At 70.6% G+C, this 25,050-nt stretch carries 24 protein-coding genes and 1 pseudogene; 8 read left to right on the forward strand and 17 right to left on the reverse strand.

Annotated features, from left to right (window positions below):
• Window positions 1-105: 105 nt before the first annotated feature.
• Window positions 106-921, forward strand: coding sequence for a hypothetical protein (locus BIV28_RS03285; RefSeq protein ID WP_076259221.1), 816 nt, complete (start codon window positions 106-108; stop codon window positions 919-921).
• 45 nt (window positions 922-966) lie between these two features.
• Here BIV28_RS03285 and BIV28_RS03290 read toward each other — a convergent pair whose 3' ends face one another.
• The 16 genes and pseudogenes from BIV28_RS03290 to BIV28_RS03365 all read right to left on the reverse strand — a co-directional run.
• Window positions 967-2,958, reverse strand: a complete 1,992-nt coding sequence (locus BIV28_RS03290) for a DUF2207 domain-containing protein (RefSeq protein ID WP_076259222.1) — start codon at window positions 2,956-2,958, stop codon at window positions 967-969.
• Window positions 2,959-3,044: 86 nt separating this feature from the next.
• Window positions 3,045-3,518, reverse strand: coding sequence for an SsrA-binding protein SmpB (smpB, locus tag BIV28_RS03295; RefSeq protein ID WP_076259224.1), 474 nt, complete (start codon window positions 3,516-3,518; stop codon window positions 3,045-3,047).
• A 141-nt stretch (window positions 3,519-3,659) separates the two neighbouring features.
• Window positions 3,660-5,147: a M23 family metallopeptidase gene (locus tag BIV28_RS20395; protein WP_278247755.1), complete on the reverse strand. Its 1,488-nt coding sequence runs from the start codon at window positions 5,145-5,147 to the stop codon at window positions 3,660-3,662.
• A 167-nt stretch (window positions 5,148-5,314) separates the two neighbouring features.
• Window positions 5,315-6,220: a permease-like cell division protein FtsX gene (gene ftsX / locus BIV28_RS03305; RefSeq protein ID WP_076259227.1), complete on the reverse strand. Its 906-nt coding sequence runs from the start codon at window positions 6,218-6,220 to the stop codon at window positions 5,315-5,317.
• 12 nt (window positions 6,221-6,232) lie between these two features.
• Window positions 6,233-7,147 carry a cell division ATP-binding protein FtsE gene (gene ftsE, locus BIV28_RS03310; protein ID WP_076259228.1) on the reverse strand — a complete coding sequence of 305 codons (915 nt, stop codon included), beginning with the start codon at window positions 7,145-7,147 and terminating at the stop codon, window positions 6,233-6,235.
• A gap of 236 nt (window positions 7,148-7,383) precedes the next feature.
• A complete protein-coding gene (locus BIV28_RS03315; RefSeq protein WP_076259230.1) occupies window positions 7,384-7,905 on the reverse strand; it encodes a hypothetical protein in 522 nt (173 codons plus the stop codon).
• 153 nt (window positions 7,906-8,058) lie between these two features.
• A complete protein-coding gene (gene prfB / locus BIV28_RS03320; RefSeq protein ID WP_076259231.1) occupies window positions 8,059-9,177 on the reverse strand; it encodes a peptide chain release factor 2 in 1,119 nt (372 codons plus the stop codon).
• Window positions 9,178-9,366: 189 nt separating this feature from the next.
• Complete coding sequence (locus BIV28_RS03325; protein ID WP_076259233.1) at window positions 9,367-9,918, reverse strand: matrixin family metalloprotease; 552 nt, start codon at window positions 9,916-9,918, stop codon at window positions 9,367-9,369.
• Window positions 9,919-10,155: 237 nt separating this feature from the next.
• Window positions 10,156-10,614, reverse strand: a complete 459-nt coding sequence (locus tag BIV28_RS03330; RefSeq protein ID WP_076259234.1) for a lamin tail domain-containing protein — start codon at window positions 10,612-10,614, stop codon at window positions 10,156-10,158.
• A 180-nt stretch (window positions 10,615-10,794) separates the two neighbouring features.
• Entirely contained in the window at window positions 10,795-11,364 is a 570-nt protein-coding gene (locus BIV28_RS03335) for a pilus assembly protein TadG-related protein (protein WP_083706986.1), read from the reverse strand.
• Window positions 11,361-11,831: a pilus assembly protein TadE gene (locus BIV28_RS03340; RefSeq protein WP_076259236.1), complete on the reverse strand. Its 471-nt coding sequence runs from the start codon at window positions 11,829-11,831 to the stop codon at window positions 11,361-11,363. Before BIV28_RS03340 ends, BIV28_RS03335 begins: the two co-directional genes overlap by 4 nt.
• Window positions 11,828-12,298 (reverse strand): TadE family protein, encoded by a 471-nt coding sequence (locus BIV28_RS03345; protein WP_341350178.1) that lies wholly within the window; start codon window positions 12,296-12,298, stop codon window positions 11,828-11,830. The genes BIV28_RS03340 and BIV28_RS03345 overlap by 4 nt, the downstream gene beginning before the upstream one ends.
• Entirely contained in the window at window positions 12,295-12,504 is a 210-nt protein-coding gene (locus BIV28_RS03350) for a hypothetical protein (protein ID WP_083707008.1), read from the reverse strand. Before BIV28_RS03350 ends, BIV28_RS03345 begins: the two co-directional genes overlap by 4 nt.
• 67 nt (window positions 12,505-12,571) lie before the next feature.
• A complete protein-coding gene (locus tag BIV28_RS03355) occupies window positions 12,572-13,474 on the reverse strand; it encodes a type II secretion system F family protein (protein WP_076259469.1) in 903 nt (300 codons plus the stop codon).
• Window positions 13,475-13,545: 71 nt separating this feature from the next.
• Entirely contained in the window at window positions 13,546-14,418 is an 873-nt protein-coding gene (locus BIV28_RS03360) for a type II secretion system F family protein (RefSeq protein ID WP_076259239.1), read from the reverse strand.
• A pseudogene (locus tag BIV28_RS03365) lies at window positions 14,415-15,035 on the reverse strand (TadA family conjugal transfer-associated ATPase); the annotation flags it as partial. The gene BIV28_RS03360 and the pseudogene BIV28_RS03365, both read right to left, overlap by 4 nt.
• 177 nt (window positions 15,036-15,212) lie before the next feature.
• On the opposite strand from BIV28_RS03365, the gene BIV28_RS03370 reads away from it, so the two are divergent.
• The 7 genes from BIV28_RS03370 to BIV28_RS03405 all read left to right on the forward strand — a co-directional run bounded on the left by BIV28_RS03370 (window position 15,213) and on the right by BIV28_RS03405 (window position 24,193).
• The gene (locus BIV28_RS03370; RefSeq protein ID WP_076259240.1) at window positions 15,213-15,524 is read left to right on the forward strand and encodes a hypothetical protein; all 312 of its coding nucleotides are present in this window, start codon (window positions 15,213-15,215) and stop codon (window positions 15,522-15,524) included.
• Between the two features lie 430 nt (window positions 15,525-15,954).
• Entirely contained in the window at window positions 15,955-18,393 is a 2,439-nt protein-coding gene (locus BIV28_RS20195; RefSeq protein WP_242652742.1) for a DNA primase family protein, read from the forward strand.
• A 328-nt stretch (window positions 18,394-18,721) separates the two neighbouring features.
• Window positions 18,722-19,675 (forward strand): ATP-dependent DNA ligase, encoded by a 954-nt coding sequence (locus BIV28_RS03385; protein ID WP_076259475.1) that lies wholly within the window; start codon window positions 18,722-18,724, stop codon window positions 19,673-19,675.
• Window positions 19,676-19,926: 251 nt separating this feature from the next.
• The gene (locus BIV28_RS03390; RefSeq protein WP_207555725.1) at window positions 19,927-21,021 is read left to right on the forward strand and encodes an MBL fold metallo-hydrolase; all 1,095 of its coding nucleotides are present in this window, start codon (window positions 19,927-19,929) and stop codon (window positions 21,019-21,021) included.
• 23 nt (window positions 21,022-21,044) lie between these two features.
• Window positions 21,045-22,379: a hypothetical protein gene (locus tag BIV28_RS03395; protein WP_076259243.1), complete on the forward strand. Its 1,335-nt coding sequence runs from the start codon at window positions 21,045-21,047 to the stop codon at window positions 22,377-22,379.
• A 7-nt stretch (window positions 22,380-22,386) separates the two neighbouring features.
• On the forward strand, window positions 22,387-22,857 hold the full coding sequence (locus BIV28_RS03400) for a macro domain-containing protein (RefSeq protein ID WP_076259245.1): 471 nt from the start codon (window positions 22,387-22,389) through the stop codon (window positions 22,855-22,857).
• A 145-nt stretch (window positions 22,858-23,002) separates the two neighbouring features.
• Window positions 23,003-24,193, forward strand: coding sequence for a hypothetical protein (locus tag BIV28_RS03405; RefSeq protein ID WP_207555726.1), 1,191 nt, complete (start codon window positions 23,003-23,005; stop codon window positions 24,191-24,193).
• 106 nt (window positions 24,194-24,299) lie between these two features.
• Here BIV28_RS03405 and BIV28_RS03410 read toward each other — a convergent pair whose 3' ends face one another.
• Window positions 24,300-24,899: a recombinase family protein gene (locus BIV28_RS03410; RefSeq protein WP_076259248.1), complete on the reverse strand. Its 600-nt coding sequence runs from the start codon at window positions 24,897-24,899 to the stop codon at window positions 24,300-24,302.
• Window positions 24,900-25,050 lie beyond the last annotated feature (151 nt).

Consider the following 25,050-nt stretch of genomic DNA (forward strand, 5'->3'; position numbering starts at 1 on the left):
CAGGGTCCGGCCACAGGTGTGCACGTCCGACCCGCCGCCCGCGCTCCCTGCCCGGCGCCCGCGTGTCGGCGTGCGTCCGAGCGCCCACCCAAGGATGGAGATCCCATGCGTTTCACGTCCAAGCTCGCCGTCGCCACCGCCTTCATGCTCGGCGCGGCCGCGGGCGGCTACGGCATCGCCAACGCCGCCTCGTCGCCCGCGCCGTCACCCGGCCCCGCCAACGGCCCGGTCGCCGCCCGGTCGGCCCTCGCCACCGTCGTGCAACCCAACCCCATGGCGGTGTACGTGCCGCTCAAGAACTGCCGCGCCGTGGCCACCGCCACCGCCGGGGGCAAGATCCCCAACGGCGCCACGCGCGACTTCCAGATGACCGGCACGACGGGCTTCACGACGCAGGGCGGCACGTCCGGCGGCTGTGGCGTCCCCTCGTACGCCACGGCGGTCAGCGCGCGCGTCACGTCGACCGCCGCCGACGCCAACGGCGCCTTCATCGCCTACCCCACCGGCACGCCGGTCGGGCAGGGCACCCTGTACTACGCCAAGGGCGTCAACGTCACGACCGGGGCCAACCTCCAGATCGGCACCGGCGGCAAGGTGACGGTGAAGAACGTCCTCGGCCCGGCGCACCTGGCCATCGACGTCAACGGCTACTTCGCGCCCCAGATCCAGGCGCACATCGAGCTCGACGGCACCCTCACCTCCGCGACCCCGCTCGTCACGAGCAGCTCGCGGCCCGGCACGGGCGTCTTCGTGGCCAACGTCGCCCGCGACGTCAGCGCCTGCGCGGCGCACGCCGACCCCGACGGGTCGGGCGGCTACATCTCGAGCGCGGTCCCGAGCGGCAGCACGGTCACGATCTACACGTACAACCTCGCCGGTACGCCGACGAACATCCGCTTCACCCTCAGCGTCACCTGCTGAGCGTCGGGTGTGCCGGGGCCGGGGCCCCGGCACACCCCCTGACGGCTACCAGGAGCCCGACGACGACCCGCCGCCACCGCCGCCGCTGAAGCCGCCTCCACCGCTGAAGCCCGACGACCCCGACGAGCCGGGCGTCGAGGTGAAGGTGCCGGTGGAGGTCGTCGAGAAGGAGTCGACGCCGTTGGCGATGCCGGTGAAGTCCGGGAAGGCGTTGCCGCTCCAGACGTACCAGGTCGGCATGAGCAGCGGCTGGTTGGCGGCCTCGGCCGCCCGTGCCACGTCGGCGAACGTGCTCGCCCACCGGTCGGCCACGCCGAAGACGACGGCGTAGGGCAGGTACCGGCTGAAGATGTTGCTCGCCTCGTCGAAGGCGATCTGGTCGGCCTCGGCGGTGACGAGGTACTCCTTGAACCCGAGCGACTGGGCGTTGACGGCCGAGCCCTCGGCGGTCTTGGCCGCCATCCGTCCACCGAGGAACCACGTGATGCCGCCGGCCGCGACGAGGCCTGCCCCGAGGGCGAACCCGCCGCTGAAGCCGCCGCCGAGCAGCGCGCTGATCGCCGCGCGGCCGTAGAAGAGGATGAGCCCGCCGAGGACGACGAGCACGATGCCGAGGCCCTGCCAGACGGCGCGCTGGGCCTGCGGCGAGGACCGGAACCAGCTGCGCCGCACGACCTCGCGGTACATCTCGGCCTGGATCGACTTGAGCGTCGTGGCGAAGGTGTTCTTCAGCTCGGACAGGCGCACGACGTCGCCGCGGCTGCCGAAGATGCCGTCGAGCAGCATCCGCTCGTAGGGCAGCAGGCGCTCGGTGCCCGGCGCCGGCAGGCGCGTCAGGGTCCAGTCGGTGCGGCTGAACATGCCGCCGGCCTCGTTCTCCTCGATGCGCAGGAAGCCGCGCACCGCGAGGTCGATCACCGTGGCCGACACGTCGATGGGGTTCGCGGTCTCGTCGATGACGACGCCGACCATCCCCGGCTGCACGCCCGCGGGCGGCTGGAACTGGACGGCGACCGTGGGCGCTCCCCCACGCGTCGTCACGGCCGACCCCGGGCCGGGGTCCTGTCCGGGGCCGGGCATCGGGCCGGTTGGCAGACCCGGCGTCAGCCCGGGCGTCACGTCGGCGTAGCGCTCGTCGCGCCCGCGGGTCCACACCAGCGTGCCCATGACGGCGAGGGCGATGAGCGGCGCACCGATGCCGCCGACCCACGCAGCGGCGTTGGCGGCGGGGGCGGCGCCCGAGCCGACCGAGGAGCCGGCGTCGCCCTGGCGCACGTCGGGGGCCACGTGCCCGAAGGCACTGGCCGGGTAGGAGGCCAGGACGGTCATGGCCTCGCCGGAGTCGAGGGAGTCGGCCGAGAACGTCGCCGGGTCGCCGGTGCTGCTCTGGCACGGGGTGTCCGAGCGCGACTCGCCGCGGAAGCACCCGACCTTCGTCGCGGCGTCGGGGGCCGAGACCCGGATGCGGACGTTGTCGCGGGTGGTCGTCTCGTTCGTGCCGAAGACGTTGTAGTAGAGCTCGACGGTGCTCGCGCCCTGGCCGTCGGGCGCCGGGGAGCCGTCGGAGCGGATCGGGTTGAGGACGTCGTGCAGGGTGTAGCGCACGACGTACTGCTGGGTGCCGCTCGTGTACTCGTCGGCGCTGCCGATGCGGATCTCCTTGGCGGCGCCGTTGTCGCTGACCTGGAACGCGTCGGGGGCACCGGTGGGGCTCGACACGGCGACGTCGGTGAGGTCGTAGTACCGGTAGCGGTTCGGGTCGTCGTTCCACCCCATCCGCACGATGATGTCGCGGAAGATGCCGTGCTTCTGCTCGCCGCTCGGGAACCGCCAGGTGATGGTCTCGGTGACCTTCATGCTGCCGTCGGTCTGCAGGTCGTAGTCGGCGGCGAACGAGGTCATCCCCTCACCGCCGACGGCGTGCGCCGTACCGGCGGGAGCCACGAGCAGGAGCACCGCTGCGCCGAGCAGGGCCAGTGCCGCGGCCGGGCTGCGCCTGCGACGCCCCACGGGGCGCCGGTTCATCGATCGCTGCATGGCTCCTCCACCGGTCGGACCTGACTTCATCCTGTCACCGGACGCGTCCGACGCGGCGGTGGTTCCCTGTGCCGGGGAGGGTGTCGTCAGCGACGCCGGTTGGCCGCGCTCATCGCACGGTCGGCCTCGCGGCGGTCCTGCCGCTCGCGCAGGGCGTGCCGCTTGTCGTACTCCTTCTTGCCGGTGGCGATCGCGATCTCCACCTTGGCGCGGCCGTCCTTGAAGTAGAGGGACAGCGGCACGATGGTGCGCCCGCTCTCGCGCGTCTTGTGGGCGAGCTTCTCCAGCTCGGCCCGGTGCAGCAGCAGCTTGCGCTTGCGGCGCGGTGCGTGGTTGTTCCACGTGCCGTTGAGGTACTCCGGGATGTGGACGTTCTCGAGGTAGAGCTCGTCGCCGGTGAACATCGCGAAGCCGTCGACGAGCGAGGCCCGACCCATGCGCAGCGCCTTGACCTCGGTGCCGGAGAGCACGATGCCGGCCTCGAACGTGTCCTCGATGAGGTAGTCGTGGCGCGCCTTGCGGTTGCTCGCGATGAGCGACCGCCCCTTCTCCTTGGGCACCGGACCGTCCTTCCACTCGTCGACCGGGATGACCGGCGCAGGACGCGACGGCGGACCAACGCTACCCCGAGCGGGCCCCGACCTCCGAGCGCGTTTCCGACGCGTCGGCGCCCGAGGTGCGGGCGAGGGCCGGGCCGGCCGTCAGAGCCAGCCGCGCGGGTTGACCGGGGTGCCGTCCTCGTAGACGCCGAAGTGCAGGTGGCAGCCGGTCGAGTAGCCGGTGGTGCCCGAGTAGCCGATGAGCTGCCCGCGGTTCACCGAGCCACCGAACTTCACGATGCTCGTGAGGTGGTTGTAGGTCGTGACGAGGTCGACGCCGCGGTGGATCCCGTGGTCGATGACGACCTGGTTGCCCCAGCCGCTCGCCCGCCAGCCGGCCCGGATGATGTCGCCGGGAGCCGCCGCGTAGACCGGGGTGCCGCACGGGATGCCCCAGTCGAGGCCGTCGTGGAGCATCCACTTGTGCAGCACCGGGTGCCAGCGCATCCCGAAGCCGGACGTCGTGGGCCCGTTGGCCGGGTAGGACAGGTAGTTCGACGGCGTGGAGTCGCCACTGCTGACGGGCGGCGGCACCTTCGGCACGTAGTGCTGGCCGCGCTTCTTGGCGGCGGCGGCCTTGGCCCGCTCGGCGCGGATCTTGGCGGCGCGCTCGGCGCGGAGCTTGGCCAGGCGCTTGGCCTCGCGGATCTTGGCCTGCCGCGCGCGCTCGACGAGGATCGCCTGGAGCCGGGCGGACTCGGCCTTGGCCGCCGCGAGGTCGGCCGCCTCGTTGGCCTTCTGCTCCTTGAGGTCGGCGGCGTAGGCCACCTGCTTCTGCTTGAGCGAGTCGAGGTTGGCCTTGGCGGTGGCCGCGTTCTGGGCGGCGGTGACGGCGTTGTTCTTGGCCACGACCGCCTGGGTGCGGGCCTGGGTGGCGGCGGCGGAGGCCGACTCGGCGTTGCGCAGGGCCGCCTCGGCCTGGCGCTTGAGGTCGGCGATCTCGCCGCGCACCGCCGTGAGGTAGGCCTGCGTCGAGGTGTTGTCGGCGGTCATCGCGGCCAGCGCGTCGATGGTGTCGCTCGCGACGCTCGAGGCGGTGTCGGCCATGACGAGCTTGTCGGCGAAGTCCTGCGGCGACGTGGCGCCGAAGACGAGCCCGAGCTGCGACTGCTGGTCCGAGCCCTGGAAGACCTCGGCCGCGTAGGCGTCGAGCGCGTCCTGGCTCGTGGTCAGCTGGGTGGAGCTCTTCGTCAGCTGCTCGGTGGCCCGCGACTCGTTGGCCCTGGCCACGGCGAGCTTCTGCGCGACCTCCTCGTTGTGGGCGCGGGCGGCGGCCTCGGCGGCGATGGCGCGCTGCTCGGTGGCCTCGGCCACCTGCTGCGCCGTGACCGCACGCGCCTGGGCCGCGAGGGCCGAGGAGACCCGCTGCTGCGCCACCGGCAGGGCCGCGTTCGTGCGCTGGAGGTTGACGTAGGCGCCGGCGAGCTTGGCGTTGGTGCCCTCGAGCTGCTGGCCGAGGTTGGCGATCTTCGCGTCGTTGCGCTTCTTCTGGTCGCTGACCGAGTCGGCCCGCGCGACGAGCGCGCTGCCGAGCGACACCGAGCACGCGACGACGAGCCCCGCGGCCGTCAGCTTGGTCGCGGCGGGCACCCTCTCGTAACGCCTCCTGAGCCACATAGGTTTCATTGGTACCACAGGCCTCCGGAGTTGGGGAGAGTTCAGGGCAAAACGCACAGGGAGGCCCGAAGGGGTCATCACCGGCGCTGCAGCCGGTCGGCGCATGCCGCGCCGCGCGGTGCGACGGCAGCGCCGGGGTCTCAGACGCGCAGGTAACGGCGCAGCGTGACCCAGGAGGTGACGGTCGACAACCCGATGACCCCGGCGACGATGAACGGGGCGACGTAGAGCACGTCGGCCACCCCGATGAAGGCGGTGTCGGTCAGCGTCGTAGACAGGAACCCGACGACGCCGTAGCGCACCGTCGCCCACAGCATCCCCATCGCGAGCACCGCGCCGAACACGCTCGCGAGCACCGTCTCCATGACGAACGGGAACCGGATCGTGAAGTTCGAGGCACCGACGAGCCGCATGATGCCGGTCTCGCGGCGGCGGCTGAACGCGGTCTGGCGGATCGTCGTCGAGATGAGCATGACCGCCGCGAGGACCATGAGCGAGGACAGCGCGATCGCCGCCCACGACACGGTGTTCATGAAGGTGAAGAACTTCTCGAGGAGCTTCTTCTGGTCCTGGACGTCCGCGACGCCCGGCATGCCCTTGATCGAGCTCGCGACGACGTCGAACTTGCCCGGGTCGTTGAGGTTGACCCGGTAGGAGTCGGCGAAGTACGACTCCCCCGCCCGGGCCAGCGGCGAGTTCTTGTACGTGTCCTTGAAGCGCTGGAACGCCTCGTCGCGCGACTCGTAGAAGACCTCCTTGACCGTCGGCTTGAGCGCCTCCAGCTCGGCCTTGACCGCCTGGCGCTGGGCGTCGGTCGTCGCCTCGCCGGCGCAGTTGGTGTAGCGGGTCTTCTCGGCGCAGAGCAGGACGGTGACCTGGACGCGGTCGTACCAGTAGTCCTTCATGGTGTCGACCTGGCGCTGGCCCATGAGGCCCAGGCCGAGCAGGTACATCGAGATCATCGTGACGATGACGACCGACACCGCCATCGACAGGTTGCGTCGCAGGCCGTTGGCGATCTCACCGAGCAGGAACTGGATCCTCATCGTCGCCCTCGCTCAGCGCTCGCTCGTGTGGACGGCCTTCTGCCGCCGGAAGATTCCCCCACGGGGGCGCGGCTCGTCGGCGTCGCGCCCGATGGGCGGCAGGCCGTCGTCGTCCGCCTGGTCGGCGTCGTAGGCGTCGGGGTCGGCGTCGTCCCAGCCGTCGGCGACGTCTGGCGCCGCCGGCGCCGACGCCGCGGCCTGCTGGGCGCGGGAGGTCTCGTCGAGCCGGACGCGCGGCATGCTGCCTGTCGTGTAGTCGCTGGCCTCGATGTCGCTCACGAGGACGCCGTCCTTGAGCCGGATGACGCGCTTGCGCATCGCATCGACCGTGACGGTGTCGTGGGTGGCCATGACGACCGTCGTGCCGACGCGGTTGATCCGGTCGAGCAGCTGGACGATGCCGAGGCTGGTGTCGGGGTCGAGGTTGCCGGTGGGCTCGTCGGCGAGCAGGATCGCCGGCCGGTTGACGAAGGCCCGCGCGATGGCGACGCGCTGCTGCTCGCCGCCGGAGAGCTGGTGCGGCAGGCGCTTCTCCATGCCGGAGAGCCCGACGAGGTCGAGGGTCTCCGGGACGATCTGGCGGATGCGGGACCGACCGGCGCCGAGCACCTGCAGCGCGTAGGCGACGTTCTGGAAGACGGTCTTGTTCGGCAGGAGCCGGAAGTCCTGGAAGACGCAGCCGATCTCGCGGCGCAGCGCCGGCACCTTGCGGTCGGGCAGCCGGTCGAGCTCGCGGCCGGCCACGAGGATGCGGCCCGCGGTCGGGTCCTGCTCCTTCATGACGAGCTGCATCATCGTGGACTTGCCCGAGCCGGACTGCCCCACGACGAAGACGAACTCGCCGCGCTGCACCTCGAGACTGACGGCGTCGAGGGCCGGACGCGTGGTCCGCGGGTAGGTCTTCGTGACGTTCTCGAAGAGGATCATCGGTCGGGCCTCGGCTCCTGCGGGACTGCGTCTGGGGCGGTGGCCCGGGCCGCCGGCGTCCGCGCCCGGGTCGGGGCGCGGGCACGACGGCAGGCTGGGCCGTCTCCGAGGCTACGGGCGCCAAGGCCCCAAACCCGGGCACCCCGGGCTCACCGGGCGCGTCGGGCCCGGAGCCTGCGCGCCGGCGCGGGCGTCGGGCGTCTGGCGTCTGGCGTCTGGCGTCGGGGTCGGGGTCGTCAGCAGACGAGCGAGCTGAGCCCCTGCGCGGACTCGCCGCCGGAGCGCGCCAGCTTGCCCCAGCCCTGCGTGCACAGCGCGACGGTGCGCACCGGCGTCGAGTACGTGGTGCGGACGCGGGTGCCGCCGGTGACGAACCCGCGGGCCTCGGGCTCGCCGCGGACCGCGACGCCGACCATGGCCCGGTAGGCGAAGCCGCGGGCGTGGTACTGCTCCCAGACGTACACCGAGGCGAAGTTCATCCAGGCCGACCCGTGCGAGTCGGTGCACCAGCCCTTGAACTGGCGCACCGTGAAGGCCGACATGCCGAGGTCGGAGACGACCTTCTTCGTGCCGAGCTCGGTGACGGACGAGCAGGGCACGCCGGCGGCGACGACGGACGAGGCCGTGCTCGTGGTCGTGCTCGTGGTCGTGTCCGTGGCAGGAGACGTGGCGGCCCCGGCTGCAGGGGCGGCGACGGCGGAGGCGGCCAGGGCCACGGCGGTCAGGGTGAGGGCGAGGAGACGGCGGAGGGCGGACATGGAGGGGTCCTCTCGGTTCGGCGCTCGAGCGGCGGCCGCCGGGAGGCCCGTGGGCCCGGCCCGTCGGCCTGCCCACATGATGCTCCGAGGACGCGCCGCGGGCACGCCGAATCTCCTTGCCGCGCGGCCGCGCGCGCGGCAGGACCCTGCCGGTCAGGCCTGGGCGTCAGCCTTCTTCTGGGCGATCTGCCAGCGGATCCCGGCCTCGATGAAGCCGTCGATGTCGCCGTCGAAGACGGCCGTCGGGTTGCCGGTCTCGAACTCGGTCCGGAGGTCCTTGACCATCTGGTACGGGTTGAGGACGTAGGAGCGCATCTGGTCGCCCCAGCTCGCCTTGACGTCGCCGGCCATCTCCTTCTTGACCGCGGCCTCCTCGGCCTTGCGCTGGAGCAGCAGTCGCGACTGGAGCACGCGCAGGGCGGCGGCGCGGTTCTGGATCTGGGACTTCTCGTTCTGCATCGAGACGACGATGCCCGTGGGGATGTGCGTCATGCGGACGGCCGAGTCGGTCGTGTTGACGCTCTGGCCACCGGGCCCGGAGCTGCGGAAGACGTCGATCTTGAGCTCGTTCTCGGGGATGTCGATCGAGTCGTCGCTCTCGATGAGCGGGATCACCTCGACGGCCGCGAAGCTCGTCTGGCGGCGGCCCTGGTTGTCGAACGGGCTGATCCGCACGAGGCGGTGGGTGCCGCCCTCGACGGACAGGTGACCGAAGGCGTAGGGCACATTGACCTCGAAGGTCGCCGACTTCAGGCCCGCCTCCTCGGCGTAGGAGGTGTCCATGACCTTCGTCGAGTAGCCGTGGCGCTCGGCCCAGCGCAGGTACATGCGCATGAGCATCTCGGCGAAGTCGGCGGCGTCGACGCCACCGGCGCCGGCGCGGATCGTCACGACGGCCTCGCGCTCGTCGTACTCGCCGGACAGCAGGGTGCGGACCTCGAGCTCGCCGACGTCCTTCTTCAGCGAGCTCAGCTCACGCTCGGCCTCGGCGAGGGTGTCGGCGTCGCCCTCCTCCTGGCCCATCTCGACGAGGACCTCGAGGTCGTCGATGCGGCTGTCCATGCCGGTGACGCGGTCGCGCTCGGAGTTGGCGCGAGAGAGGGCACTGGTGACCTGCTGCGCCGAGTCGGGGTCGTCCCACAGGTCGGGGGCGGCGGCCTGCTGCTCCAGCTCGGCGATCCTGGTCCCGAGCGCGTCGAGGTCGGTGACGGTGCGCACGGAGTCCATCGTCGCGCGCAGGTCCTTGATCTCTTGCGTGAAGTCGACAGCCACGATGGGACAGCCTACGGCAGCACGCGCCGTGCTCGTGCGGCACCGGCCACGACGGCGCCGGCACGGCTGCGCCCCGGCCGCTGCGGGAGCGACCGGGGCGCCGGGGCGAAGGGCGAAACCCTGTGTCGAGAACGGGACCGGGGCCGCGAGGGGTGGGGTGTCGCGGCCCCGGCCGTTGGTGGACGGGTCTCAGTAGACGTTCTTCGCCATCCACTTCAGGTCGCTGCCCGAGGGCCGCACCATGGCGGTGTTCGAGCTGACGGTCTCGTACATGATGCTCTTGGACGAGGTCGAGTGCGGCAGGCCGCCGCAGTGCCCCAGCTCGTGGCTGGCCGCGTGCTCGCCGAGCGACATCGAGGCCAGCACCGGCGACAGGCGCACGGTGCAGCCGGAGATGACGCCGCCGGAGACCGTGAGGTCGGCCGAGCCGATCGCGCCGTCGCCGGAGGTCGGGTCCTGCTTGAGGACGGTGATGTTGGCCTTGGTCGGGTCGGTCGTCATCGAGACCTTCCACCCCGACTTGCTCCACTCCGAGACGGCCTCGGAGACCTTGAACGTCGTGCCGGTGCCCGTGGCGTCGTACACGAGGGCCGGCGCGAGCCAGTGGCCCCAGTACCCGGCGGCGACGGCGGACGCCGGGGTCCGCGAGTCGGTCTTGAGCGGCTTGGCCGCGGTGGACGTGCCGGCGGTGGCGAGGGTGAGACCGACCGTCGCGAGGGCGACGACGAGGGTGCGCTTCATGGACATCTCCTGGGGGACCAGCCGCGGACGGCTGCAGGGTGACAGGGGTGCTCAGGGCCCGTGGGGGTATCGGGTCCCTTGGATGGTGCGCTCGGGGTTGCCTTTCATCCACGTTAGCCTCGTATGTCCCATTTGCCCCACGTTTTCGTAAAGTCCGCGTCTGCACCTCACGGCGTGGCGACATGACGACGGCCCGGCATCATGGTTCGATGCCGGGCCGTCGCGGGTGTGTGGGCGTCAGCAGTAGCGGTAGCCGGCGCCCTTCGAGGTCCAGGCGCAGGAGTCGGCGAGGCTGCCGGAGGCGGTGCGCAGGTAGGCGGTGTCGCCGGTGTTGTTCCAGACGTACCAGGACCGGTTGTAGTACCGGTTCGTCGCGGTCGCCGCGCCCTTGCCGGTGCGGATCGTCACCGTCGCCCCGGCCTTGAGGGTGAAGGTCGGGAACCGGTAGGTGTAGCCGGTCTTGTCGCGCAGCGTCCACCCGGTGAGGACGCGGTTGCTGCGGGTCGTGTTCTTCAGGACGACGTACTCGCCGTTGAGGCTCGAGTTGCTGCCGGTGTCCGAGCCGGGCGAGTCGTACTGGACCTTGTAGATCATGACGGCCGGCAGGGCCTGGGCCTCGGTGGCGGCGGTGACCGGCCCGAGCAGGCCGAGGGCGATGCCCGCCGCGGCGGCGGCGACGGTGGTGCGGGTGCTCACGGTTGCGTTCCTCGTTCGTCGGCGCGGCACGGCGGCCGCGCGTGGTGTCCGCGTCGGCCGGGTGGGGGACGACGCCTCGAGGAACCTAGGCCCGACAGCCTTGTACGCGTGGCGTTTTGGGGAAGTTCGTCGGGTTCTCGCGCTCGTGGCACGTCACCGAGGCCGGTCACCCGAGGCGGGTCACCCGAGGCGGGCGCGGGCGCTCGAGGTGACGGTGATGGTGACACTGCCGCCCAGCTGCTCGAGCACCCACCCGCTCATCGGGAGGGTCGCCCTCCCCTGCAGGGTGACCACCGCGGTCGAGCCGTCCGGGGAGCCGGTGCGCGGGACGAGCCGCCAGTCGGTGATGCCGTGGGGCATCGGGGTGCGCCCGAGGTGGGCACCTGCGGCCGCCTGCACGGACGCGTCGGTCAGGGCGAGGTGGTCGGGCACTCCGTCGCGGTAGGCCGACCCCTCGTCGATGGCGTCGGCGGCGTCGAGCGCCGCGGCGTCGGCGGTGTCGAGCAGCCGCATCCGGGCCAGCTGGGCCGCGGTGACGTCGACGGCACCGAGGATGAGGACGACGACGATGACGAACAGGCCGAGGATCAGGACGCTGATCTGGCCACGGTCGCGGCCCGGGCTGTGCAGCCTGCCGCGCAGGCGCGCGAGACGGCACGCGAGGCCGCGGGCTCCTGACCGCGCGACCGCGACTGCGACGCGTCGAGGATGGACGTGGTGTCGGGCACAGAGCCGCGTGTCGACGCTCATCGGGCCACGAACCGGTCGACGGAGGACACGTGGGTCGAGGTGACGGAGACCGACGACGGCACGTGGGCGGCGATGAAGTCGGGCACGAGCGGCAGCCGGACCTCGATGCGCACGTCCGAGCGGACGACGCCCTCCGGACGCAGGCACGGCGAGCCGTCGCACGTGACGGAGACCGTGGCGTCCTCGTCGAAACCGAAGTCGCCGAAGGCGAGACGGGCCGCGGCCTCGGCGCGGGCCCTGCCGTCGGCGTCGCCGTCGGCGGTGACGAAGGCGCGTCCGGCCTCGCGGCCGGCGAGCGAGGCCGAGAACGACGCGGCCTGCAGGCGCGCCATCGTCAGCACGAGGTAGAGCAGCGGCAGCAGCAAGAGGATGCCGAGGAAGATGAACTCGATGACGGCCCGGCCGTCGTCGCGCCGGCGCAGCACTCGCGCCCGCAGCGCGCGCACCGACCGCCCGCAGCCGGTCATGGCCGGGCCTCCTGCGCCGCGGCGGGACCCCCGCTCGCAGGGCCGCCCGGCGACACCTGCTCCTCGCTGAAGGCGCGGCCCCGCACCGTCAGGGCCTCGGAGGGCCCGAGTGGCCCGATGACCGGCAGCGGCGCCTCCACGGTGATCTCGACGACTCGGACGCCGTCGTCCATCGTGCGCACGACGACCCCGACCTTCTGGGCGAACCGTGCGCTGAGCGAGGAGGTGATGAGCGCCTGCGTCCGGCTGACGCCGTCGGAGGGGTCGGCGTCCGCCCTGGCCGCGTAGCGGGCCCCCTCCGACGCGGCGGAGATGAGCGTGTTGCGGACGTAGAGGGCCAGGCCGATCTGGAAGACGCCGAGGGCGACGAAGAGCAGCAGGGCCGCCACCATGACGAACTCGGCGATGGCCGAGCCCCGCTCGGGCTCGGCTCGCAGCCGGCGCAGGATGCCCGGCGCCGCGGTCACGGTCCTTTGACGTTGCTGATGGCGTCGCTGAACAGCTGGCCGAGCTGCGGGCCGGCGATGGCCCACAGAGCGGTGACGAGGCCGGCGGTCATGATGGTGATGAGGACCCAGCCGGGCACGTCGCCCCGGTCGCGGGACCCTCCGAGGCGCCGCACGAGGGCCTCGGTCGTCGCGGCCTGCAGGCGCGCCCGGTGTTTCTTCAGCATGGTCATCTGTCTGTCCCCTGTCTGGTCGGTTCTCGGTCGTGGAGGGTGCCGGGTACGGCGCGATGCGTCAGACCCGGAAGTGCAGGAAGCTCAGGCCCGGGTAGAGGGCGAAGAGCACGGTGACGGGCAGGATGAGGAAGACGACGGGGACCATCATGAGGATCTCCCGGCGCCCACCCTGCTCCATGAGGGTGCGCCGGCCGCCCTCGCGCACGTCCTGGGCCTGGGCGCGGAGCACCTCGGCCAGCGGCGTGCCGCGCTCGACCGCCACGACGATGCCGTCGACGAAGCGGCTCAGGCTCATCAGGCCGGTGCGGTCGGCCAGGCCGCGCAGCGCCGTGGGCAGGTTGGCCCCGGCGCGGGCGTCGGCGAGGCAGCGGCGCAGCTCGTCGGACAGCTCGCCCTGCGAGAGGCGGCAGACCCGCTCGAGGGCCCCGACGGCCCCCTCCCCCGCGCTGACGGCGAGAGCGAGCAGCTCTGCCACCGTGGGGAACTCGGTGAGCATGCGCGCCTCGCGACGGGTCGCCGCGCGGGACAGCATCCAGTCGCGGGCGATGAGCCCGCCGAGGCCTCCGCACACGACGAGCCCCACGAGGGCGACGACGGGGAACCGCTGCTGCGCCACGGCCACGAGGCCGGTGAGGACGAGCCCCACGAGGGCGCCGAGCGTGCCCCAGAGCACCTGCTCGGCACGGAACCGGTCGACGTCGGCGGCCACGCCGGCGCGCAGCTGGCGTCGGACGACGGACGGCGAACCGCCGAGGACCGAGCCGACGAGCCGACCGAGCCGGGCCACGTACGGGGCGAGCAGCTCGCCGAACCCGAAGGGCCCGCGCGGGGCCGCAGGACGGCTGAGCAGCGTCGAGGGACGGGGCGCATCGCGCAGGTAGGGCTCGAGGCGATCGTCGAGCCCGGGACGGCGGCTCGCCGGCAGGCCCGCGACGACGAGGGTGAGCCCGGCGAGCAGCATCACCCCGACGAACGCGCCGGTCCACGACCAGCCGGTGTCGAGGACCGCGCCCAGGCCGGACGCCACGCCCCTCACCGGAGCACCCGCTCTTCCTCGGGCAGGCGCCCGACCCACACCATCGCGCGGTAGGCGACGACGCACAGGGCGGCCCCGACGGCGAGCACGACCCAGCCGACCGGCGAGGCGTAGGCGGCGAGGGAACGGCCGTTGAGGGCGAGCATCGCCAGGACGATCCACGGGGCGGCGACCGCGAGCCGGGCCGCGTTGACCGTCCAGCTCTGGCGCGTCTCGAGCTCGGCCCGGGTGCGCGCGTCTTCTCGCAGGAAGGAGGAGAGCGTGCGCAGCAGCTTGCCGAGGTCGCTGCCGCCGACCTCGCGCGCGATGCGCAGCGACTCGACGAGACGGTCGGCGACGGGGTCGCTCAGCCGCTCCTTGAGCCGGTCGAGGGAGTCGTGGAAGCGACCCGTGGTGCGGTAGTCCTCGGCGAAGGCCGCGAACGCCGGACGCAGCTCCTCGGGCCCCCGCGTGGACAGCTGGGCCAGCGCCTCGGGCAGCGCGAGCCCGGCGCGCACGCCCGACGTGACGTTGTCGACGACGTCCGGCCACAGGTCGCGCAGCTTGTTGCGCCGCGAGCGAGCGCGCATGCGCACCAGGGAGATCGGCGCGGCGCCGGCCATGACCGAGAAGCACAGCGAGATCGGGGCGACGCGGGTGAGCGCCAGGACGATGGCGAAGGTGAGCAGGAAGAGCACGACCGAGCCGACGATGACGTTGTTCGGCGTGATCGAGGCGTACCCCGCCTGGTTGAGGTGGTCGCGCAGCTCGACGACGAAGCCGGAACGCCGTGGGCCGGACTCGGGCGCCGGGGCCTGCGGCCAGAACGACCAGTAGACGAAGAAGACGCCCGCACCGAGGAGGAGCCCGATGACGAGCGGCGAGGTCACGACGCCTCCTGCGCGAGCAGGGCGGCGACGTCGTAGCCGGCCCGCTCGAAGGCCTCGTGGTGCGGCGGGAAGCCGTCGCCGCGCACGAGCCGGCCGCCACGCGTCGTGAAGAGGTCGGCGATCTCGATGACGTCGCCCTCGGCCCGGCCCGGGACGGCGACGATCTCGCGGACCCGGCGCACGCCGTCGCGCTCGAGGGCGACGTGGACGACGAGGTCGACGGCGGCCGCCACGGTCGGCACGACGAAGCGGCTCGAGACGTTCTCGCCGGCGAGCAGCGGCAGGGTGCACATCTTCGTCACTGCCTCGCGGGCGCTGTTGGCGTGCAGCGTGCACATGCCGGGGACGCCGCTGTTGAGCGCGATGAGCAGGTCGAGGCTCTCCTCCTGGCGCACCTCGCCGACGATGATCCGCGACGGGCGCATGCGCAGGGCCTCCTTGACGAGGCGGCGCAGCGGCACCTCGCCGGTGCCCTCGAGGCTCGGCTGGCGGCACTGCATCGAGGCGACGTCGCGCAGCGGGATCTTCAGCTCGAAGACCTCCTCGCACGTGATGACGCGCTCGCGTGGCGGGATGGCGGCGGCGAGGCAGTTGAGGAGGGTCGTCTTGACTGCTTGTCGTTTGAGACACATCCACCGAGAGTCGCAACCCCTGCAGGCGGCACGTAACATGGGGCGCTGCGAAACGACGGCTTGGAGGACGGTGGCGCCATGGGCGCGCGTGGAAGTGGCATCGGGGTGGGGCAGCCCGCACGACGTGACGAAGCAGGCCATTCACTCCCATCCCACGAGTTCATGAAGTACGTCGCCCTCGAAGTGGCCTGTGCTGTGTGTCATCGGCAAGGCGTCGAGACCGTGCTGGGGACGTGGGCGGTCGAAACCAGGACGCCCGCGTTCGACCCTGGGGGCCTGCACCAACGCGGCGACAACACGGCCGTCACGGTCGAGGAACTGCCCGACGGCCCGAACCGTGTCCGCCGTCGCTACAAGATGCGCTGCCCCCGGTGCCATGCCACACCAGTGGTCCGCGAGGACAAGGTCGACGACGCGCTCCGGAGACTGTACGAGCCTGGCGCCGTGGCCCGGACGCATCGAATCTTCATGTAGGCGGTCGTTCTCCGTCTGGCGACGAAAAGCTCACCCTGCTACCGTCTGGAGCAGTCGGGTACCGGCGGCTCCCAGCCCGGTACGAGTTGTATCCCCTCTCAGCGGAGGGCGTGCTTTTTGCGTCCCCTGAGAGGTTTCTCATGTCTGATACGACGGCTGCACCCGCCGTGGAGTGCCCGACGGCCGGCGACGACCCGCGTCGCATGACCGCTGCCGACCGCCGCGAGCGTGCTCGCATCGCCGCGTTGACCCGTCATCACCCCAATGACCCCGAGACGCTCAAGGCGTCTCAGCGGTTTCGGGCAGAGCGCTACACAGAGCACGTTCGCCGAGTCCTAGACTCCGCTCCCCCGATGAGCCCATCGCAGAAAGCTCGGCTGACCGCCCTGCTCAGGGGGGCCGTGCGTTGACCACAAACGAATGGCCCCTCATGGAGGAGCCACCCGAGTCGTCCGCCACGACAACCGAATTCAGTGTAGAACCACGCCGGTCCCAAGGGCGCCAACCGCGCGGTGCCGCCGTCCGGGAACCGCATGGACTCGGGGCCCTCCGCGCCGCCGACCTCGAGCAATACCTCGATGCCGCCTTCGGCGAGGACACGGGCACAGCGTTCGTCGCCACAGGGTTCGAACCCTTCGCTGACGGTGACCGCTACAAGCACGGCCTCTGGAAGGAGACCCCGTTCTGGTGGCCCGGCGAGGCAGCCAGCCTGGTCGAGGCCGTCCTGCGCAATGCCGCGACGGGCTCGGACGTCTACGTCTGCCCATACCTGATGAACGGTGACCGTCGCGCGAAGGGCGCGAGCGTCACTCGGACGAAGGTACACGCGGACATCGACGGACCCGTCGCGCTCGACCTCGTCAACGATCTGGGCGGTTGGGCGGTCGCGTCCGGCTCGGCCGGTCACGGCCACGTGTACGTCGACCTGAACCGGTCTGTGTCGGCGTCCTGGCATGAAGCCTTGTGCCGAGGCTTGGGAGCGTACCTGGGGCACGCCGACGCGAAGGTGTCCGACAACGACCTACTCCGGCCGCCCGGAACCGTCAACAACAAGCCGGTTGCGTTCGGCACCGAGGACGCCGCCCGCGTGGAGTGGCTCGTGCGGCCCTCCGGGCGGCGATGGGACCCAGAGGATCTCGCCGATGCCTTGGGCATATCCCTGCCCGACGAGTCGGGCGGCCAGCAGCTCCGGCCGGTGATCAACACCGTGAGAAAGGTGCATGTCGCCAGCCTGCCCCGGGGCGTTCGTGACGCGCTGTCGGAAGTCAGCGACGATCGCAGCGGCGACACCATGAGGGTGGTTGGTGCCTGCGTCGACGCGGGTCTGACGCTCGAGGAAACCCGTGCCGTTGTCCAAGGTCGCACCGATCTGGCAGAGCGACTGGCCCGCCGCCCTGACGATGACGTACTGCGATGCTGGTCGCGGGCCACGGAGTCGCGTGCCGTTCGACAGGGCACGACCGGACCAGCGACCGGTCGCGTCGCATCCGTGACCCGGCTGCACGTGGCGGCCGAAGGGCCGACAGGAAACGACCAAGCTGTTCGTCAGCATCGAGGGCAGGCCCGGATCGCATATCGACTCGCCCAGACGTACGGTGGGCGGCTCATGCACGTCCACGGCCTCGGCTGGCACGTCTGGGACGGTCGTCGGTGGGTCGAGGACGACCGGGGCGCTGCGATGCGGGCGGTGCTCGACGTCTTGCGCGCCGCGTTGGCGGACTCGATCCAGGACAAGGAACTGCGGGAGGACGTGCGACGTTGCGAATCCGCCACGGGCCTGTCCGGGGTTCTCACCATCGCCGCCGCTCTGGAGCCGTTCGCGGTCACCGTGACGGACCTCGATCCGGACCCCTACCTGCTCAACGTCGCCAACGGTACGCTCGACCTGCACACGCTGCAGCTTCGCCCCCACGACCCGGCGGACAGGATCACCAAGGTCACGGCGGACGAGTACGACCCCACGGCGAGGGGCCCGATGTGGGACGCCTTCCTCAGTCGCGTGCTTCCTGATGCCGAGGTTCGCGGGTTCCTGCAGCGGTACGTCGGACTTGCCCTATGTGGCCGAGTCCTCGAGCACGTCCTCGCCATCCTCACTGGCACCGGACGGAACGGCAAGGGAGTCTTCTACGGAGCCGTGGCCGCGGCCCTCGGTGACTACGCGAGCACCGCCGAGCCGGACCTGTTCATGCATCGGGAGAACGCCCACCCCACCGGTGAGATGGACCTGCTCGGGCTACGGTGGGTCGTCGTGTCCGAGTCCGACCAAGGCCGCCGGCTCGCCGAGGCCACGGTCAAACGGCTCACCGGAGGCGATCTGATCAAGGCTCGGCGGATGAGGCAGGACTTCGTGGCCTTCGCGCCGTCGCACACTGCGGCGCTCGTCACGAACCACCTGCCGAAGGTTTCCGGTGATGATCCCGCTCTTTGGGCGCGCCTACGAGTCGTCCCGTTCGAGGTGGTCATCCCGGCCACGGAGCAGGACCCTCACCTGGCCGAGAAGCTCGAAAGGGAGAAACCGGCCATCCTGGCGTGGGCTGTCCGAGGTTGGCGCGACTACCAAACCCACGGGTTGGCGGCACCGCGGGCCGTACGCAGCGCCACCGACGAATACCAGGCACACTCCGACGCCATCAAGGGCTTCCTCGACGACTGCTGCGACATCGGGACCGGGTACGAAACCGAGGTCAGCCTCCTTTGGTACGCCTGGGGTGCGTGGCGGCTCGACGCCGGCGCAGAGGAAATCTCAAAGAAGGCCTTCGGCGAGGCCCTCGAGAAGCGGGGCTTCCCAGCTGCCAAGGGTAACAAGGGGATTCGCAAGCGCCGCGGCCTTCGTCTGAGCACGGAAGACGGTGAAGCGGACGTGGACTGAGCCTGGAGACGTCGGGGTGGCGCGTGTGGCGCGTCTCTGTGTTCGTTCTCCACACCCGCACAGGACACGTCATGCGGGTGTGCATGCCACACGCGCCACCAACCGACTTCTGGCACGGAACAGCAGGCCCACATCCTGAAAGTGCCAAACGAACCGATCGCGCGCGGACGCAGACAGCGCTGGGCCGGCTCCCATCATGCTCGGGCAGGGAGCCGGCCCACGTCGGTCGCCTGCACTGCCTTACCAGTTTTCGGTACTCGGACCTCGGGCGTCGGCCCGCAGCACCGCCGGCCTCCGACCGGCCCTCCCGTGGGGCATGGTGGACAACATGGCCGTCGTATCGCTTCAGGCGCCGGTCGCGCTCGCGCGACCCATTGGTGACCTCACTCCATCCGAAGTCAAGAATCTGGTGTGGGAGCCGAAATGGGACGGCTACCGGGCGCTGGTCGGCGGCGGGAAGATCTTCTCCCGCAACGGCACCAACCTCACGCCTCTGTTCCCGGACCTGACGCCGGCCCTGAGCTCACGGCTGCCCGACGACCTGGTCCTGGACGGCGAGGTCATCGCATGGGACCTGGCTGCCGGCCGGCTCGACTTCGAGGGGCTGCAGGCCCGGATGACCGCCGGTCGGCGGATCCGCGTGGTCGCCGCCCGACGTCCTGCACAGCTCGTCGTGTTCGACGTCCTCGCGGCCGGCGGTGAGGACCTGCGGGGACGACCGCTGCGGGAGCGCCGAGCGGTTCTCGAGCAGGCCCTGGCCGGCATCGCCTCTCCCATCGTGCTGTGCCAGCAGACCGACGACATGGCCCTGGCCCGGGAGTGGTTCCAGACGCTGACAGCGGGCGGCATCGAGGGCCTGGTCATCAAGGATGTAAACAGCACCTACCCGACCTCGCCGGGTCAACGGGTGTGGTGGAAGGTCAAGGCCACGCGGACGCTGGACATGCTAGCGATCGGCTTCACCGGTGACCAAGCCGCGCCTACCTCCCTGGTGCTCGCCTTCCCTGGTGACGTGGACGAGGACGGCCGACCAGTCACGGCCGGCTCGACGACATCACTGCCGAAGGCTGTCGGCCGGTCGCTGTCGCCCTTGCTGCACCCGACCGGCGAGACGTTCGAGCGCACCTTCGCATGGGGATCAGCTGCGCCCACGCGGGTGACGGTCGTGACGCCGTTCGTTGTCGAGGTCGAAGCAGACGCCTCGGCGGCTGCCGGGGTGCTCCGCCATGCTGCTCGGCTGCATCGAGCCAGACCAGACCTCGACCCGGCAGAAGCCACCTGACGGAGGAACGACGCCTGGCATCAGTGTCGGGACTCGGCGATACCGTCCGGCCACGACGTCGTCAGAGGGAGCTCACGTTGCGAGTTCGGGTTCATCGTGGCAGCCACGAGGTGGGCGGTTCGTGTGTCGAGGTCGAGCATCGCAGTTCCCGGCTGGTCCTGGACGTCGGCAAGCCGTTGACGGCCGGCTGGGGGGAGTCCGTCCCTCTGCCGGACGTGCCCGGTCTGGCGGACGGTTCCGACCGAGACCTGTTGGGGCTGCTGATCTCGCACCCGCACCTGGACCACTACGGCCTAGTCGATCAGGTCTCGGCACGCGTGCCGGTCTTCGTGGGCCGGGCGGCCGCGGCGGTCATCGAGGCGGCGTCGTTCTTCAACACCTCGGGACCGGTGCTGACGCCTGCTGGCCACTGGAGCCACCTGACGCCACAAGTCTTCGGCCCCTTCACGGTGACGCCGCATCTGGTAGACCACTCGGCCTTCGACTCGTATGCGCTACTGGTGCAGGCGGGAGGACGCCGACTGCTCTACACCGGCGACATGCGCGGTCACGGCCGCAAGAAGTCGCTGTTCGAGGCGATGACCCACGATCCACCGAGGAACGTTGATGTCCTGCTGATGGAGGGAACCCAGGTCGCTGATTCCACAACCTCTGCGACCGCCCCGGGGCACCATGGCGCCACATCCGAAGACCAGCTAGAGCTGCGCATGAGAGACCTCTTCACGGCGACCACGGGCCTGCCCGTTGTCGTGTCGTCGGCTCAGAACATCGACCGGCTCGTCACGGTGTACCGCGCAGCCCGGCGTGCGCACCGCATCCTGCTGGTCGACCTTTACACGGCGACCGTGGCGGCGGCGACCGGGAGGGCCACGATCCCGCAGCCCGGTTTCCCCGACCTGGGAGTCTACGTGCCGAACCGTCAACGGGTCGCCGTCGAGACCTCCGGCCAGTTCCACCGCACCGCGCAGATCCGCCCGGTGCGCGTCTTCCCCGAGCAGATCGCCGCCGACCCGGCCCGGTACGTCGTCCTCTCCAGCGGCTCCACCGTCCCGGAACTCCTGCACCGAAACGCCCTCAAAGCGGACGGGGCCGTCATATGGTCGCTCTGGTCCGGGTACCTGAGCGAGGCCTCCGGTCGTCGCCTGAAGGAGACGCTCATGGCTGCAGGGGTGACGCTGATCGAGGCCCACACGTCCGGCCACGCGACCGTGCCCGACCTGCAACGGCTTGTCGCCGCGATCAACCCCGGCCGAGTCGTGCCCATCCACACCGACGCACCGCACGCGTTCGCCGCGCTGTTCCCCCGAGCCAGCCAGGTTGCCGACGGCGACTGGTGGAATGTCTGATCCACCACGAAAGGGCCTGCCACATGTTGACCCATGAAGACCTGATGGACGCCGCGCCGCGGCTCGGTTTGGAGCACGCCCACAACCGCAAGGACTACAAGAACAGCATCGGGCGCGCGGTCATCCGCGGCGTCTACCAAGGGACACGCGCTGTCGCGGTGTCCGGAGACACCAAGCTCATGTGCGCATCCCTGATCGACCTGCTCGACCTGCACGCCTCAGGCCAGCCGGCTCCCGCGGGCGCCTCTGTCGCACCGGACGAGGTCACCATGCTCTTCGCGGCCGACCCGGCCCACCGCGAAGGGCCGGACGCGCTCCGCACCCTGGCCAGCAGCATGGTGACGGGGCCCAGCGTCAACCTCGTCGAGGTCGCTCCCGACGGCACGGCAGCCGCCGTCGAGGCGGAACCGGTCGACTTCGGCGCCGGGGCCGACCCCGCCAAGGAGTACAGGTACACCCGCTGGCACGACCTACTCATGGGCGTTGCATCGCCGCCGGCGTTGCTGGCCGAGATCATCGACAAGGTGGGCCGACCCGAGCTGCGGGCGTATCCCCAGCTCACCGCCAAGGGCGAGTGGTCGCTTCGGGTCGAAGGCGTCGAGGCCGGACGCTACGCGAGGGGCCGGCTCACGCTTAGCGTCGGCAAGGACGGCTCCGCGGACCCCGTGACCGGCACCCGTCGGATGAGCTCGCCTCGCACCAAGTGGCAGCAGGCGACGGGTCTGACCTCGCCGCTGGTCATCAGCGAGGACGACGACCTTTCCGCTGGTGTGACTGCACTCGCCGCTTTCGCCGACGCGTGGCTGCCTGCGCGGAAGACCCTTTCAGCAGCTGCGAAGCAGGAAGAGCATGCCTTGGAGTCCCGGGTGCTGCGCGGGCTCGTCCCGCTCACGCCCCGCGGCGGTGGTCGGCTGCAGGTGCTCGACCCAGGCGAGCACGGCGGCGACCACAGAGGGATCGTCAACTGGGGCAGCCAGTTCCCCACTCGATGGGGACACGACGGCGGCAACTCCGCCCGGTACCTCGATGCGCTGCTGCGCGACGGCGACACCCCGTGGGCCCTCGAGCTCAAGGCCGCGCTGCCCGGGAGCGGACTCCGGGCCTACTACCGGCACGCGGTCGGCCAAGCAGTCCTGTACCGCCAGTTCATCAAGACCGCCACCCCGCTGCGGCCGTGGTTCGACCGGTACGGCCTCGACCAAGCCAAGGTCCGCGCAGCCGTCGTGATCCCCGAACCGACCGCCGGTCCGGCGGACCTTGTCGACCGCCAGGCAGCGCTCTGCCGCATGTTCGGTCTCGAGCTCTTCTGGGTCTCGGACACCTACGCCGCTCTCCACGCGATCCCGTACGAGGCGTAGCCGTCCCGTGGCGTACACCGAGCTCACCGGCGACCTGCTCACGGTCGATCTGCCCGCGATCGGGCATGGCTGCAACACCGCAGGCTCCATGGCCGGCGGGATCGCACGCCAGGTACGAGACCGGTGGCCGCAGCTGTACGCCGAGTACGCACAACGGTGCGCCACCGGACGGTTCGCGCTCGGGTCGTTCCACGCCGTCGACGTCGGAGACAAGCTCGTCTACAACCTCGGCACCCAGGCACGACCCGGCCGGAACGCCGATCTGGATGCGATCGAGTCAGCCGTTTCGGCAGTCCTGGACGACCTGACTCGCAGGGGCATCCCGGCGCTCGGGCTGCCCCGCCTGGGCGCCGGCATCGGCGGCCTCCCATGGCGCGAGGTTGAAGCGTCCCTGCGCCGTATGGCCATGGACTCACCAGTCCAACTCGTCGTCGTCACGCAGCCGCGACGAGGAAACACTCATGAAGACCTGCAGTGACAAGCTCCTCGGGACCCACTGCTCGCAAGTCGGCTTGCCTCAGGGGGAGCTACCCCAAGCAGCTAAGGATCGCCGACTGATCGACATGTGGTGCGGGCGCGTGGCCACCCGCTCAACTTTGCCGGACAGTGTTCTACTCCTTGTCGTGAGCGAAAACGACACGAGCGACGCCGACACCAGTCCCCAAGCGACTTACGCCATTGGGGCTGCCGAGGCCCCGGTGGACGGTTCGTGCGTCAAACGTGATCCGGCATTCGACGATGCGCGCGTTGCCATAGCCCCGGACCGCGTCGACAAGGGCCGCCTGCTGATGGCCGGGCTCGAACAGGAGATCGGCGGCCTGTGGGACACCATGAACCACATGCAGGGCGCCCCGGCACCAAGCGGCTTCCTCGACCTGACCGATCACAGCATCCAAGACCTGCTGAACTGGCTGCGCCGCGCTCTGACCACGATCAGATCGCTAGACCACGAGATATTCGAGAAGTCCGACCCGGCCACGTACCAGGCTGCGCGACAGGTCGACCCTCGCGGCATGACCATCCGCGGACTCACCGCCCCGCGCAATAACGCAGTGCACCACCCAGAGGTGGTCGACCCCCAAGTCGACCGCGCACTCGGGCCATTGGACGGCCACTACGTAATCTTCCCTGCCTGGGTGGAACGCACCAACCGTCTTGACCCGATGTTCACCACGCAGAAGGGCTTCTCACAGTCTTACGCGGACGCCTACGACGAATACGTGGCCGGGCGTACGCTGCATGACACACTGTTGGACGCGTTCGGCTTCTTCGACACGCTGGCTCCGGACTTGGCGCGGCGGGACGAGGCCGGGCAGCTCACGTGCTTTCCGTTGCCCCCGCCACCTTTCGCTGAGCCCGGTCTCTACTTCCGGCTCAGCCCGTCATCACCGAACGAACACCGCCAGCAGGCCCTGCTTGACGCTCAGCTGCGACTCCAGCTGGAGATGAACGCGCCGACGGGCCTTGAGCGCGTTATCACGGGGGCGTTCGAGGCGGAGCCGGGCCATGTCGTACTGGTGGGGTACACGATCCTTCATGAGCGGTTCACACACCAGTTCTTCGAGCCGAGCGATCAGGTCACCTTCGACATCCGACGCGGGTATCGGTACGTATTGGACGCCGGCGTATCACCCGGCTCAAACTCGCAGGTCCTGGAAGTGGCGGCCGACCTGACCTTGGCCGGTGGACGCCCTCTGCCTACTGCTGAACTGCTGCGCGCCGGATCCGACGGCGGGGAACGAGCCCGCGTCCAATGGGAGTTGTGCCGGAAGGACCCGCGTCACTATGCCCGTTTCCGCCGTCCCAGAGCGTGAGCGGAGAAGCGCAGTCACCACGCTCAGGAACGGCCCCCTAAACACAAGAAGACGGCCCAGCCGGGCGCCGCCCGTCCGGCGCACGAGAGGAGCCGACCAGGGCGGGTCATGGGCTGAGTTCGTCTGGGGCGAACTGCGCCAAGGCTCGGTACACGGACGCCCGACTGACGCCGACCACTCGAGCGATGGAGGCGACGTCGTGCTCGCGACTGTCGTACATGCTCCGGGCAACCTTCAGCTTCTCCGGTGTCCAAACGGTAGGCCGGCCACCGGTACGCCCGCGGGCTCGGGCCGCCGCGAGGCCGGCCAGGGTCCGCTCGCGGATCAGGTCTCGCTCGAACTCGGCGAGGGCGCCGAAGAGGTGGAAGACGAGCTTCCCGCCGGCGGTGGAGGTGTCGATGTTCTCGGTGACGCTGCGGAAAGCCACGCCCCGGCTCTCGAGGATCTGGACCGTGTGGATGAGGTGGCGCAGGCTGCGGCCGAGACGGTCGAGTCTCCACACCACCACCGTGTCTCCCGGTCGAAGCTGCTCGAGCATGGCGTCGAGCGCCGGCCGGTGCTCAAGTTTGCCGGACGCCTTGTCGGTGAAGATGCGCTGGCATCCGGCGGCCTGGAGGGCATCTCGCTGCAGGGCCGCGTCTTGCTCAAGGGTGGACACGCGGGCGTACCCGACTAGGTAGCCGGCGATGGGGGCCTCATTACTCATGGGTGTCCCTCCTTCTGAGACGTTGATTTTGGACATGGGAAAAGGACAGACGCCCCCGTCTCGTTGGAGGCGGGGGCGCCTGGGTGTTCAGAAACGCTCGATTCTGTGAGCGCTTCTACGTCCGTAGGGCGGCCGCGGAGGCCAGCTCCAG

It is taken from the genome of Intrasporangium flavum (assembly GCF_001956915.1).
GTDB lineage: Bacteria > Actinomycetota > Actinomycetes > Actinomycetales > Dermatophilaceae > Monashia > Monashia flava.